5 protein-coding genes and 1 pseudogene are annotated in these 14,186 nt (G+C 73.0%); 1 reads left to right on the forward strand and 5 read right to left on the reverse strand.

Features of this window, described 5'->3' with window-relative positions:
• Positions 1-174 precede the first annotated feature (174 nt).
• A protein-coding gene (locus tag EHO50_RS08530; protein ID WP_425472145.1) for an IS5 family transposase occupies positions 175-1,003 on the reverse strand; the annotation gives its coding sequence in 2 pieces (ribosomal slippage) (positions 175-694 and positions 693-1,003; 831 coding nt in all).
• 176 nt (positions 1,004-1,179) lie between these two features.
• Here EHO50_RS08530 and EHO50_RS44835 point away from each other — a divergent pair.
• A pseudogene (locus EHO50_RS44835) lies at positions 1,180-1,479 on the forward strand (IclR family transcriptional regulator domain-containing protein); the annotation flags it as partial.
• 25 nt (positions 1,480-1,504) lie between these two features.
• Here the strand turns inward: EHO50_RS44835 and EHO50_RS44840 are convergent.
• The 4 genes from EHO50_RS44840 to EHO50_RS08560 are packed head-to-tail and all read right to left on the reverse strand — an operon-like array spanning position 1,505 to position 14,184.
• Positions 1,505-3,334 (reverse strand): fatty acyl-AMP ligase, encoded by a 1,830-nt coding sequence (locus EHO50_RS44840; RefSeq protein WP_128429280.1) that lies wholly within the window; start codon positions 3,332-3,334, stop codon positions 1,505-1,507.
• Complete coding sequence (locus EHO50_RS08550) at positions 3,327-3,593, reverse strand: acyl carrier protein (RefSeq protein WP_128429281.1); 267 nt, start codon at positions 3,591-3,593, stop codon at positions 3,327-3,329. The genes EHO50_RS44840 and EHO50_RS08550 overlap by 8 nt, the downstream gene beginning before the upstream one ends.
• Entirely contained in the window at positions 3,590-6,643 is a 3,054-nt protein-coding gene (locus EHO50_RS08555) for an aldehyde dehydrogenase family protein (protein WP_128429282.1), read from the reverse strand. The genes EHO50_RS08550 and EHO50_RS08555 overlap by 4 nt, the downstream gene beginning before the upstream one ends.
• Before the next feature lie 14 nt (positions 6,644-6,657).
• Positions 6,658-14,184: a type I polyketide synthase gene (locus EHO50_RS08560; protein WP_128429283.1), complete on the reverse strand. Its 7,527-nt coding sequence runs from the start codon at positions 14,182-14,184 to the stop codon at positions 6,658-6,660.
• Positions 14,185-14,186: the final 2 nt, after the last annotated feature.

Raw genomic sequence — 14,186 nt, forward strand, 5'->3', positions numbered from 1 at the left:
GGCGACGGCGGCACCAGGCGACCGCCCGCATGTGCCACTACAAACGGCGCACTGCGACGACAAGTCACGAACCGCCATCACATGACGCATCGCCAGTCAGGTAGCCTCAGAAACAGCACCCTGACCAGCACAGATACCGAAACGCTGCTGGAGTACTAGGTGCTGTCTCTTTGGTCATCTACGGGCCCAGATGAGGATGGCCGCGAGGTGAAGTGCGGCCTGGTAGGCGATGGCGAGTTTGTCGGTGCGCATGGCCAGGCCACGCCACTGCTTGAGGCGGTTGATGCACCGCTCGACCGTGTTCCGCTGCTTGTAGGCATCGGCATCGAAGCCCAGTGGCCGACCGCCACGCGGGCCGCGCCGGAGCCGGTTGCGGACCTGGTCCACGGGCTGCGGGATGACCGCCCTGATGCGCCGTTGCCGCAGGTGGGACCGGATCGCGCGGGAGGAGTACGCCCGGTCCGCGATCACCATGTCCGGTCTGGTGCGGGGACGCCCCCGCCCGGCGCGGGGCACTCGGAGCGCGGCCATCACGGCGGTGAACGACGGTGCGTCACCTGCCTGCCCGGCGGTGACCGTGATGGCCAGAGGCCGTGCCCGGCTGTCGCTGGCCAGGTGGACCTTGGTGCTCAGGCCGCCGCGGGAGCGTCCGAGGGCGTGGTCGGCGGGCTCTCCACGGATCAGTTCACCCTTTGCGGGCTCCGGCAGCGTGCTGGTGGGCCCGGCAGACGGTGGAATCCACCGAGGCAGTCCAGCCGATATCGTCGTCGGCGTCCGCCGCGGCCAGGACGGCGGCGAAGATCTTCTCCCACGTTCCGTCGACGGCCCAGCGCAGCAGTCGCTTGTGCGCGGTCTTGAAGGAGCCGAGTTCTGCGGGCAGGTCGCGCCAGGGCGAGCAGGTGCGGTACTTCCACGCGATGGCCTCGATCGTGCGGCGGTGGTCGGCCCATCGTCGTCCACGGACCGGATCGGCCGGCATCAACGGCTCGATCCGGTCCCACATCGCATCACTGATCACCAACCGGACAGACACATCCGATCAACTGCTCAGCGCATCAAAGAGGCACGCCTTAGCCCCCGCTACTAGCTCCCCCTGCTAATCCCTCGCTGCCATGCGCGTGGCCGCCGCGAAGACCAGGTCGGCGTGGAGTTCGAACATGGCCACCAGGTCGACGCCGTGGCGTCCGGGAGGGCATGGAGGTGGTCTACCTCGAACGCATCCACGGCCACGAGGCCCTGCGGCTGCCCTCCTGCATCGGCGGCAGCCTGCCGCTGAACTGCGCCGACGTGGGCAAGGCCCTGCTGGCCTTCTCCGGTGCCGAGTTGATGGAGGAGGTGCTGTCCCGTCCGCTGCAGCTGCACAGCCTCACCTCGCACTCGATCACCGACCCGGCCCGCCTGCGCATGGTCCTGGAGAAGATCCAGGTGTCGGGCCTCGCCTACGAGGAGCAGGAGGCCGCGCCCGGCGTGAGCTGCCTTCGGGGCCGGGGGTCCGTGCGGCGCGTCAGGGGCTCGGTCGAGGGGTCGGGTCGGCCGGGGCGAGGAGGTCCGAGTGCAGCGGATCGAGGCCCGTCGAGCGGAGTTCGTCGCGGGTTCGTGAGCGCTGGATCTTGCCGCTGGTGGTGCGGGGCACGCTCATCGGTCCGACGATGACGACTTGGACGGCCAGCCGCAGTTCTTGGGCCAGGCGCTTTCTGATGAGGTCGGCGAGGGCTGCGGGCGTGCGGCCGCTCAGGTGGAGCGGTCGGAGCTCCTGGACGAGGACGATCTGCTCCTGGCCGGAGGCGTCGGGCAGGGCGAAGGCGGCGCAGGGGCCGGTCGCGGGGTCGGTTGTCTCGCTGATGCGTTCAATGTCCTGGGGGTGGATGTTGCGGCCGTTGACGATGATCAGGTCCTTGGCGCGGCCGGTGACGTAGAGCTCGCCGTCCTGGAGGAAGCCGAGGTCTCCGGTGCGCAGGTACGGGCCGTCGCCGTCGGCGGTGACGGCGCAGAAGTGGTCGGCGGTGGCGTGTGGGTCGTTGAGGTAGCCGTCGGCGATGCTGTCGCCGCGCACCCAGACCTCGCCGACCTGTCCGTCCGGTAGGGGAGAGGAGGTCGTGGGGTCGACGATCCTGACCTCGGCGCCGGTGGGGCGGCCGCAGCCGACCAGGGCGACGCCGTCCGGGGTGGGCGCGGCGCGCCCGGTCTCCAGGGCGTCCCGGTCGAAGCGCGTCACGGTCGGGCCGCTGCCGCAGGACGTGCCGGTCACCATGAGGGTGGCCTCGGCCAGGCCGTAGCTGGGCGCCCAGATGTCCGGACGGAAGCCGATGGGGGCGAGTCGGCGGGCGACCGCGTTCAGGACGTCGGCGCGGACGGGCTCGGCGCCGCTCAGTGCGAAGCGCAGGCAGTCCAGGTTCAAGTCCGGGTTCAAGTCCGGGTCCAGGTCGGTGAGTTGGCCGTCCTTGAGGCTCCTCAGCAGCCAGTCGTAGCCGAAATTCGGGGCGAGGGTGTAGAAGGCCCGGTACCGGCTGATCATCTGGAGCCACAGCAGCGGGTGGGCGATGAAGGACACCGGGGAGCAGAAGACTAGGTTGCCGCAGCTCGTGAGCGGGCTGAGCAGCATGCCGACCAGGCCCATGTCGTGGTAGTGCGGGAGCCATCCGGCGCCGCACTGCGACGGGTCGAGGCGCAGTTCGTCCAGGACGTCCTCGGGGAGGAGCTTCTCCCTGATCGCCAGCAGGTTGTGCAGCAGGTTCCGGTGGGTGATGACGACACCGCGCGGCTCGCTCGTCGACCCGGAGGTGTACTGGATGTAGGCGGTCGCGGAGAGCTCCAGGGCGAGGGGGGACCAGGCACCGGGGTCCGGCAGGACGGTCCCGCCAGTCCCGCCGTTCCTGTCAGTCCCGCCGTTCCTGTCAGTCCCGTCGGTCGCGATGCACTCCGTCCGTGATGTGCGGCCCAGACCCGCCAGCCAGGAGCCGAGTCTCGGCTGGTGAGAGGTGTCGCTGAGGACCAGCCCGACGTCCGCGTCGCGGATGATGCCCTCGGCGCGTTCCAGGGCCCGCCGGTCGGTGGCCGGCAGCGGTGCGGGGATGGCGACCCGTCCGGAGTACAGGCAGCCGAGGAAGACCGCGAAGAACTCCAGGCCCGCCGGATACATCAGCAGCACGCGTGCCCCGGGCGGTGTCCGCTCGGCCAGCCATGCCCCCACCGCTCGGGCCCGTGCGTCGAGTTGGGCGTACCCGAGACGTTCCACCTCGACGAGCTCGCCCCGGACGCTGTCCGCCCGCGCGTACCAGCGGGTGTCGCCGAAGAGCCACATCTTCTCGCGCAGGAACCGGACGAGCTCACTCACCGCCGGCTCCGACCCGTCCGGCCAGGGCCTCCTCGACGTATCCGACCACGGCACCGACCGTGTCCAGCTCCCAGGCGACCTCGTCGGGGATACGCACCCCGAACCGCTCCTCGGCGACGACGGTCATCCGCACCAGGACGAGCGAGTCGAGGGCGAGGTCCGCGATGAACGCGGTCTGCTCGTCGACCTGTTCGGGGTCGACGTCACCGAACTCGGCGAGCATCGCCCTCAGTTCGGCGAGGATCTCGGCACGGTTCACCGAACCGCCCCTTTCTGGGGCTTCTGCATCTTCTGCAGCCTCTGTCCCTTCTTCGCCTTCTGTGTCCTCTGTGTCTTCTGCGCTTTTCGTGGCAGGTCCCAGGCGACGGGCAGGGCGCTGAGTCCGCGCTCGAACATGCTGGGCCGCCACCGAGGCGTGCCGTCCAGCCGCAGGCCGGGCAGCCGGCGCAGGACGGTGGTGACGGCGGCCTCGGCCGTCATCCGGCCGATGAGGGCGCCCAGGCAGTAGTGCGCGCCGTGCCCGAACGCCAGATGGCCGGGGGTGGGCCGGTGCAGATCGAGCCGGTCGGGGTCGGGGAAGCGGGCGGGGTCCCGGTTGGCCGCGCCGAGGCACAGGAACAGGGACTCGTTCGCCGGGACGGTCACCTCGCCGAACTCGACCGCTTCGAGGGTGCCCCGCCAACTCGTGAACGGCAACGGGCTCTCGTAGCGGAGGAGTTCACCGATGCCCGTCTCCAGCAGGGTCGGGTCGCCACGGAGTTCGGCGAGTTGGCCGGGGTGGGAGAGCAGGGCGTACAGGCTGTTGCCGACGCTGTTGATGCTGGGGTCCTGGCCCGCCACCAGCATCATCATGACCTGGCCGTGCAGCTCGTCCTCACCGATCAGACCGTCCTCGTCGCGGGCCCGGACGAGCAGCGAGATCAGGTCGTCGCCGGGGGCGCGGCGCTTCTCGGCGACGGCCCTGCGGACGAACGCGTCGATCTCGTGGGCGAGCGCCGCCACGTAGGGGACGTCGTTGTTCCATTCGGCGGTACGCCAGATCATCGCCCGCAGATGGTTCATCCGGGGCGGGGTTGCGCCGAGGACGGAGAACAGGACGTTGCCGCCGAGCGGGTAGGCGACGGCCGCCATCAGATCGGCACGGCCCCGGTCCACGATCTGGTCGATCCGGGTGTCGACGACGCGCTGCACCCGGGAACGCCACTGCTCCTGGCGCGCGGGTGTGAAGAACGGCCGCATGATCGCCCGCAGTTCGGCATGGCGTGGGTCGTCACTGTCCAGCAGGTGGGTGAAGAGCCGCTCCCGCAGCTCGGACGGCCAGTGCCGCAGCCACATACGGCCGGCGGTGATGCGTTTGCTGTCGCAGCTCACCCGCGGGTCGGTGTGGGCCCGGCGGACGTCGTCGTAGCGGGTCAGCAGCCAGCCCGGACCGTCCGGGGCCATGATCCGGCTCACCGGCCGGTGCTCGCGCAGCCAGTGCAGCGTCGGGTACGGGTCGTGCTGGAACGCCTCGGTGAAGGGGGCCGGCAGCCCGCCGGGCAGCTCCTCGGGCGGCCAGCCGGGCGGGTACTCCCGGACCGCCTCGACCCTGGGCCTGCGTCGCGCCGGGAGGTAGGGGGCGACGCCGTCGGACTGCGCGGGCGGGGACTGCGCCACGGACACGCCCTGGAGGCGGCTGGTGCGCAGCATCGGGTAGTTGAGCTCGCCGAACCGGTCGCCGCTCAGCCCCGGGCCACCGTGGTTGGACAGGTACGGAACACCCGCGAGGTGCGAGTCGTTCACCCGGAGCTGGCCGCACGAGCGGACGTCCCGGACGAACCGTTCGACGACCGCCGGGTCCTCGGCCCACAGGGAGTTGCGCAGACCGTAGGCGCCGGCGGCGACGAACGACACCGTCTCGGCGAGGAGTTCGTCGTCACCGGCGGGCTCGGGGACGACGACGGTCAGCATCGGGAAGAACGTCTCGTGCCGGACCGACCGCAGCTCCCGCGCCCGGGCGAGCCCGTCGACCCGGATGAGCGCCGGCTCCGCGAAGACGGCGACGTCGCTCTCCCGGCCGCCCACGTCCAGATGGCGTCCGCCGGTCAGCACCCGGGCGCCCGCCCGCCGGGCGTCGGCGAGCGCGGCGTCGTATCCGGCGGTGTTGGGCGTGGCGGCCAGCACCACCTCGGGATCGTCGGGGAAGCCCGGCCGCAACGCCCCGACCCGTTCGGCGAGTTGGTCGGTCAGCCGGTCGGCGATCTCCGGATGGACGAGCGCGATGTTGGGCGCACAGCAGATCTGCCCGCTGCCGTGGTACGACTCCAGCAGCGCGTCCACGGCCCGGTCGAGGGGCGCGTCGCGCCACACCACGACCATGTCGTTGCCGCCGAGTTCGAGGATCGGCTTCTTGCCCGCGACGAGGCACGCCTTCTCGATCTGTTCGCCGCGGATCGAGTCGCCGAAGTACAGCACGTCGTCCACCAGCGGACTGTCCAGCCAGGCGTCCAGCGCCTGGGCCGGATCGGTGCACAGCGCCGACAGGATTCCGGGCGGGGCACCGGCCTCGGCCAGCGCCGGCACGGCGATCCGCTCCAGCAGATACATCGCGGCGATCGGCGCCTGCCGGGACAGCCGCACCACCAGCGCGTTGCCCGCCAGCACGGACTGGAAGGCCGCGCCGACACTCAACGCCGGCGTGTTCTGCGGCGGCTGCACGCATACGACGCCGTCCGGCACCCGGCGCAGCGACACCGTCCGTCCGCCGGTGGTGTGCCGTGTCTCCAGCTGCCGCAGACACCAGTCGGTGGTCTCGGCCCCGAAGAAGGTGACGAGGTCGGCGACCTCCATGCGGGCCAGCCGGACCGGGTGCCCTTCCTCGACCAGGAGGTCGGTCAGCGCGTCCGCGTGCTCTCGCAGCCGTGTGCGGAACGCGTCGGCGACGGCGGCGCGTCGGGCTCGCGGACTGCCGCCCCATTCGTCCGCGGCCGCCCGTGCGGTGCGCAACGCGGTCTGCATGAGGCCGGGTCCGGCGACGGCGCAGCGCCCCAGGATCGTCTCCGGGTGGGCGTCGGGGCCCATGCGCCCGGCGTTGAGCGCGTTGCGGTAGCAGCCGCCGCCGATGGGGTCGTCGATCAGCGCGCTCGCGCGCAGTGCGTAGACCCACTCGGTCGGGCTGGGGACGGCGATGCCGCCGATGAGGGGACCGAAGCTGAGAAGGCCTTCGATGCGGTCCGCCGCCGGGGCATCGGCCGTCGGGGTGTCGGCCGTCGGGGTGTCGGCCGTGGGGGTGTCGGCCGTGGGGGTATCGGGTTCCTGACAGGTCACCATGACGGGCCTCCCTTTCAGCCGTTGGCGGTGTCGGTGGTGCGCACGCCGAGGCGCAGCAGCACATGGCGGGCGAGATCGGTGACGGTGACGCCGCCCTGGAGGAGTTCGAGGGGCGGGATCTCGACATCGAGGCGTTGCCGCAGTGTGGTCAGCAGCTCGGCGGCCATCAGTGAGTCGACGCCGTAGTCCTGCAGCGGCAGCTTCGGGTCGAGGCGGGCGGCGTCGGTCTGCAGGATCTGGGCCAGGTACTCGGCGAGTGTGTCGCTGACCGTCTTCAGCGCCTCTTCGGCGGTACGGCCGGCCAGGGCCGCCACGAGGTCCTGGCGGGTGTGGCCGCCCATGTCGCCGTCGGCGGGCAGCAGCGCCGCGAAGCGGGGTGTGGTCAGGGTCGGCAGGAAGGTGCGCAGCCGGGCCCAGTCGTATCGGCCGACGCCGGCGACGGCGCTGCCGGACGCCGCGAGCGTTGCCAGGGCGGACAGCGCCTCGCGCGAGCCGATGGGGACGGTGCCGAGCGCCTCCATGGAAGGTGCGAGGCCCTCGCGGGCGATATGGCCGCAGTCCCCGAGCGCACCCCAGTTGACGGCGAGAGTGGGTCGCGCGCCGTGCCGTGTGCGGGCCAGCGCCTCGGTGAACAGGTTGCCGCCGACGTAGGCGGACTGCTTGACGTTGCCGACGGCCGTGGCGAAGGAGGAGTACAGCCAGAACAGCCGCAGGTCGTGCTCGCGGGTCAGTGCGTCGAGGATCGCCGCGCCGGCCACCTTGGGGGCCAGTACCGCGCGGATCCGCTCGTCGGTGAGTTCGGTGAGCGGGGCGTCGTCGAGCGTCATCGCCGCGTGGACGACACCCGCGAGCCGGTGCCCGGTGGCGTCGACTCGGCTGATCACCTCGGCCATGGCGGCCGCGTCGGTGACGTCGGCGGCGTACGGGGTGGCGGTCACACCCAGCGCGGCCAGGTCGGACAGCACCTCGGCAGCCTCCGGACCGTCGGCGCCCCGCCGGGAGACCAGGGCCAGACGGCGGGCGCCGCGGTCGGCGAGCCAACGGGCCGTCGCGGCGCCGTAGCCGCCCAGCCCGCCGGTGACCAGATAGGTGCCCTCGGGGTCGAGCCGGGGCGGCTCGGGCCGGACGCGGACGGGAACCGGGCCGTCCTGCGGATCGAGGCTCACGACGACCTTGCCGATGTGCCGCGAGTGCTGCAGCAGCGCGAACGCCTCGCCGACCCGTGCGGCCGGGTACACGGTGTGCGGCAGCGGCCGGTAGCGGCCGTCCGCCACCCGTTCGGCGACCCCGGACAGCAGACGCCTGCCGTGTGCGAGCCCGGCCGCGTCGCACAGCAGGGCGGTGACGTCGACGCCGAAGAAGGCGATGTTGCGGCTGAACGGCCGCATGAGCAGCGGCTTGTTGGCGTAGATGTCGCGCTTGCCGAGTTCGATGAACCGGCCGCCGGGCCGCAGCGTCTCCAGGCCCCGGTCGATGGCCTGCCCGGCCAGCGAGTTGAGCACCACGTCGACCCCGCGCCCACCGGTGATCCGCAGCGCCTGACCGGCGAAGTCCAGGCTCCGGGAATCCAGTACGTGCTCGATGCCCAGCGCGTGCAGCAGGTCGCGCTTGGCCGGGCTGCCCGCGGTGGCGATCACCGTGGCCCCCACCAGACGGGCGTACTGGACGGCGGCCAGCCCCACCCCGCCGGCGGCGCCGTGCACCAGCACGGTCTCCCCGGCCGCGAGCCGCGCCAGATCGTGCAGCGCGTAGTGGACCGTCAGGAAGGCCACCGGCAGGGTGGCGGCCGCCGCGAAACCGAGACCGTCGGGGATCTTCACGACGGCCGCCGCGGGAGCCACTGTGTGCGAGGCCAGACAGGCCGGCGCGACCGCGCAGACCCGGTCCCCGACGGCCACGTCGCCCACGCCCTCGCCCACGGCCGTGACGATCCCGGCGCATTCCAGCCCGGGTCCGTCCCCGCCGAAGCCCCCTTCGCCCGCCTCCGGGGGCAGCAGCCCCGTCGCCTGCATGATGTCGCGGTAGTTCAGCGCGGCGGCACGCACCGCGATCACCACCTCACCGGTCCCGGGAGCGACGGCCGGGGTCCGGGTCCAGACCGGCTCGTACGACAGCCCGGGCGCGCGGATCTGAAGGGCGAAGCTTTCGTCACCGCCCCGCTCGATGTACTCGCCGGACGGGAGTTCGCGTTCCCGGGGTACGAAGCGGCCGCCCGAGGTGATGACGATCTCGTCCTCACGTGCGGCAGAGCCCTCCTCGTCACCGAACGACACGGCGGGTTCCAGCAGTTCGCGGGCCAGCCGGTGCGCGTCGACGGCAGGGTCGCCGAGGCGTTCCAGCGACAGCCGGGTCACCCGCAGGTCGGGGTGCTCGTTGGCCAGCGTGCGGGCCACGCCCCAGGCGGCGGCGTCCTGCGGATGGGCGGCGCGTTCGGGTGCGGGCAGCGCGCCGCTGGGCCGGGTCACCAGCCACAGGGCGGGCCGGGCGCCGTCCGGGAGGCGCCGGCAGGCCGCGGCCAGGCCACGCAGCGTGGCCGCACGCCGTACGGCCCGGTCGAGCATCGCCTGCGGATCGGCAGGGGAGTCGACAGGGGAGTCGGCGGGGGAGTCGCCCAGCACGAGCACCACGGCCGGGTCGCCGTCACCGGTGAGCGACGCCGTCCAGGCCGCAGGGTCGACGGGAGCGGGCGTCACCGGGACGGACCGTGTTCCGCCGTCGGCCAGGAGCGCGGCGAGGTGCTGGGCAAGCGGCGTCTCGGTCTCGCTCTCCGCGGCCACGATCCACCGGGTGCCGTCGTCCGGGCGGGGCAGCGCGGGTGGGGCGGTCTCGTATGCGGGAGCCGAGGCCAGCAGCACGGAGAGGCCGTCCCGGGCCGGTGACTCGATACTGCCACCGAGGCAGACGACATCGCCGAGGCCGCATGCGGGCAGCACATCGGCCCACTGGTCCCGGCTCAACAGGGGCGAGTCCGCACGCAGTTCGTCGTCGTGGCTCCAGAAGCTGTCCAGCGTGCCGAAGAACGGCAGCAGATAGTCGGTGTCGTGTACCTCGAGGGCCACCAGTCGGCCACCGGGGGCCAGCAGCTTGCGTACCCGGTGCAGAGCCGCCCGCAGGTCCGTCGCGGTGTGCAGGGAATTGGCCGCGACGATCAGGTCGTAGGCGCCGTCGGCGAAGCCCTGTTCGGCCAGGTCGGCGTTCAGGTCGAACGGGTGGTAGTCGACGAAGTCGTGGTCGCCGAAACGGTGTCGGGCGCGGGCGAAGAAGCCCGCGGAGACGTCGGTGAAGTGGTAGACGGTCCGCTCTGGCGGCAGTACCGGCAGCACCGTGGCGGCGGTGCCACCCGTGCCCGCGCCGATCTCCAGGATCCGCAGGGGCCGGTCCTCGGGCCAGGTCCGCGCGATCTGTGCCGTGAGCGCGGCGACGATCCGGTTGTGGAACCGGCTCGACGGCGCCACGTCGTAGAACTGCTCCAGGGCTTCCTGCGACCCCTGGCCGGTCAGCAGGTGCAGTGGGTCGCGCTCGCCGCGCAGCACCTGCGGCAGGTGCGACAACTGGCCGGTCGCCAGCTGCACTTCGGCACTGTAGGCCGGGAAGTCCATGGGCAGCCGGGCCAGGAGGTACCCCGGGTCCGGGGCGCCGGAAAGCCGCCACCGTCCGTCCTCGCCGGCCGCGGCCAGACCGTGACCGGCCATCAGGGCGAGCAGGGCCCGCGCCAGCCGGTCGTATCCGGGGAGCATCCCCTGCCGGATCAGGTCGGCGGCCGTGAACCCGGCCACGTCCGCGGGCAGCAGATCCCCGAACGCGGCGGCGGCCACATGGGCGGTCACCTGCTTCAGCCGGTCGACGAAGTCCGCGAAGCGCGCGCAGCGCCAGCCGGCGTCCAGCGCGTCGACGCTCCCCACGGCGGCAGCGGCGAGGTCATGGTTGCAGGGCAGCGGCGAGGGCGCGGCCGGCAGGTGGAGATGCGGCGCGGCCCGCAGCACGGTCTCGTACCGCAGGGGCGCCCGGTCGGCCGGTCCGGGCACCCGCCGCATGCGTACGCCGTCCAGTTCGGCGGTGACGCTGCCGTCCGGGTCGGTGACGGCGATGTCGAAGCAGAGCTCGGCGGTGCCGCGCGTGCGGTCGCGGACGTGCAGCATCCCCGTCACGGACGGACTCCGCCACACGCGTACAGCCCCGATCGCGGCCGGAAGCCAGCATTGGCCGGTGCCGGCCCGGGCGGCCACGAGCGGCACGCAGGCCTGCAGAGCGCCGTCCAGCAGCGCCGGATGCACCACGTACTGCGCGGTGTCGGCCGCGTCCGTGGTGTGCCGGTAGGCCGCCAGCACCTCCCCGTCCCCGATGTGCAGCCGTGCGAGCTGCCGGAACGCGGGCCCGTAGTCCAGGCCGGCCACGGCCAGTTCGGGGTACAGGGCGTCGGCGTCGCCCCGGCGGGTGCAGCGGGCGCGCACTGCGGTCAGGTCGATCCGGACGGGTGGGTGGCCGATCAGCTCGCGGACCCGGCACCGGGCGTGCGGACGGGGCCGAGTGCCGTCGGCCTCGTCGCCGTCCGTCGCCTCGGTGCTGGTGATGGACACCATGCCGTCGTCGGGGGAGAACCCGAGCTGCAAGTGGACGTCCCCGGCCCGGTCCCACGGGACGACCAGCGGGCGGCTCACCTCCAGCCAGGCCAGTTCCACCGGGCCGTCCAGCAGCCGCCGGCCGGCGGCCAGCGCCATCTCGACGTAACCCGTCGCGGGGAGCACCACCGACCCGGCGACCTTGTGGTCGGCCAGCCAGGGCACCAGCACCGGTTCGACCGGCCCGTGCCAGGAGGGCTCCGCCGTCGGCAGCCGCTCGCCCAGCAGGGGGTGGTCCAGCCGTCCCGATCCGCTGCTGATGATCCACTGCTGCGGGGTGCCGCTCCAGTGCCGCTCCCGCTGCCACGGATACGCGGGGAGGTCCGCCACCCGGGCGGGGCGCGGGAACCAGCGCGTCCGGTCCATCTCCGCCCCGGCGGCGATCAGCGCCTCGACCGACCGGCGCAACGTGGCCGGGCCGGCGGCGCCGCGGCGCAGGGTGTCGAGTACGGCCACCCGGTCGCGTCCGGCGGTGATCCGGCGCAGGTACGTGCGCAGGACGGCATGGGGGCCGACCTCCAGCAGGACGTCGACGCCCGCGTCCAGGGCGTGCTCGACGGCGGCGGCGAACCGGACCGGCTCGCGGACGTTGCGCCACCAGTACTCGGCGTCCAGGCCGCTCGCGGGCACCGGGCCGCCGGTGACCGTGGAGATCAGCGCCTCGGTGCTGCCGCTCGGGGCCAACCCGTCGAGGCCGACGGCCAGCGGGGCGCGGACCCGCTCCATGACCGGGCTGTGGAAGGCGTAGTCGAGGTCCATGAGCCGGAAGAACACCTCGCGGGCCGCCAACTCCTCGCCCAGCGACTTGAGTTGGTTCACCGGCCCGGCGATCGTCACGTCCCGGGCACTGTTCACGGCGGCCACGACCAGACCCGGGTACGGCGACAGGGCCCGCTCCGCCTCGGCCGACGGCAACCCCACCGCGGCCATCCGGCCCCGGCCGGCCGTGGCCGCCTGGGCCCGGCTGCGCTCGGCGACCACCCACGCCGCCTCCTGCAGCGTCAGCGCGTCGACGGCGTACGCGGCGGCCACCTCACCGACGCTGTGCCCGAGCGCGACCGTCCACTTCAGGCCCCGTGCACGCAAGGCCGCGACGATCCCGGCCTGCACCGCGAACAGCAGCGGCTGCGCCACCTCGGTGGCCTCCAGCCCCCACTCGTCCGGCGGCCGGCGCAGCTGCGCGGCGACCGACCAGCCGATCCGGGGCGCCAACGCGCCGTCGACCGCCTCCACCTGGGCGCAGAACACCGGGTCGGCGTCCAGCAGGTCGGCGGCCATCCCCGCCCACTGCGAGCCGTTGCCCGCGAAGACCAGCCCGACCCGGCCGCGTTCGACCGCCTCACCGGTCACGCCGTCGTCGGTCAGGATCCGCGCGGCCTCGTGCGGGGACGAGGCGAGCGCCACGCGGCGGAAGCGGTGCCTGGCGCGGCGGACGCCGGTGGTGGCCGCGATGTCGTAGAACTCCGCCTGCTCCGTCGGATCTGCCGACTTCTCCGGTGCGGCGCCCGTCAGCCGGGCGGCCAACCGCCGCGCCGCCTCCTCGGCCGCCTGCGGGGTGCGCCCCGACGCGATCACCGGCAGTTCGCCGACCGCATCCGCACCCGGCCGCGGGGCGGGGGACGGCGGCGGGCCGACGACGACATGGGCGTTGGCCCCGCCGAACCCGAAGGAGTTCACGCCCACGAAGCGCCGCCGGCCCCCCGACGCCAGCGGACGCGCCCGGTCGACCGGCTCCAGCCCCAGCCCGGCGAAGTCGATGCCGGGGTTGAGCGGTTCCAGATGCAGTGAGGCGGGGATCGTGCCGTACCGCAGCACCGCGAGGGCCTTGAACAGCCCCGCCATGCCCGACGCCGGCTCCAGATGCCCCACGTTGGACTTCACCGACCCGATGGGCAGCGGCCCCACCGTCCGTGCGACGCCCAGCACTCGGCCCAGCGCAGTGCACTCGGCCGGATCGCCTGCCTGCGTGCCGGTGCCGTGTGCCTCCACGTACCCGACCTCGTCGGGCGCGATCCCGGCCCGCTCGTACACTCGCCGCAGCAGGTCCTCCTGGGCCCGCGCGCTGGGCAGGGCCAGTCCGACGGTGTGCCCGTCGCAGTTGCTGCCGGCTCCGGCGATCACCCCGTGGATCCGGTCGCCGTCGGCCAGGGCGTCGGCCAGCGGTTTCAGCACCACCACGCCCGCACCCTCGGCCCTGACGAACCCGTCGGCGTCCGCCGAGAACGCCGCGCACCGGCCCCGCTTCGACAGCATCGACGCCTGGCTGAACCCGACGAATCCCGCAGGGTTCAGCAGTACGTTGACCCCGCCCGCCAGCGCCACACGGCTGCCGCCCGACGCGAGCTCCTGGCAGGCGCGTTCCACGGCCACCAGCGACGACGAGCAGGCGGTGTCGACGGCCATGCTGGGCCCGCGCAGGTCGAAGAAATGCGACAGCCTGTTCGCCGCGATCGAATGGGCCGTGCCCGCCATGGAATAGGCATTCAGCCGCCGCGCCCTGACCATCTGCAGCCCGCCGTAGGAGAAGTCCGAGACGCCGACGAACACACAGGTGTCGGAGCCCGCCAACGTCCCGGGGTCGATCCCCGCGTCGTCCAGCGCCTCTACGGCCGTCTCCAGCAGCAGCCGGTGCTGCGGGTCCATCTGCGCCGCCTCCCGCGGCGAGATCCCGAAGTAGTCCGCGTCGAACCCGGCGATGTCCGCCAGAAACCCGCCGCGCGCGGTGTACGACTTCCCCGGCCGCGTCATCGCGGTGTCGACGAACCGCGCACTGTCGAACCGGTCCTCCGGGACCACCCCGACGAGATCCCGCCCGGCCTCCAGCGCCTCCCACAACCCGGCCAGATCCACGATCCCACCGGGCAGCCGGCACCCCAGACCCACGATCGCGAACGCGTCCGTTCCGTACGAATCCCCCGACATCC

It is taken from the genome of Streptomyces cyaneus (assembly GCF_004028635.1).
Classification (GTDB): domain Bacteria; phylum Actinomycetota; class Actinomycetes; order Streptomycetales; family Streptomycetaceae; genus Streptomyces; species Streptomyces cyaneus.

Bases quoted from the DNA above. Each gene is read 5' to 3' on its own strand.
- EHO50_RS08555 (WP_128429282.1), bottom strand. From the start codon at position 6,643: ATGGTGACCTGTCAGGAACCCGATACCCCCACGGCCGACACCCCCACG.
- EHO50_RS08560 (WP_128429283.1), bottom strand. From the start codon at position 14,184: ATGTCGGGGGATTCGTACGGAACGGACGCGTTCGCGATCGTGGGTCTG.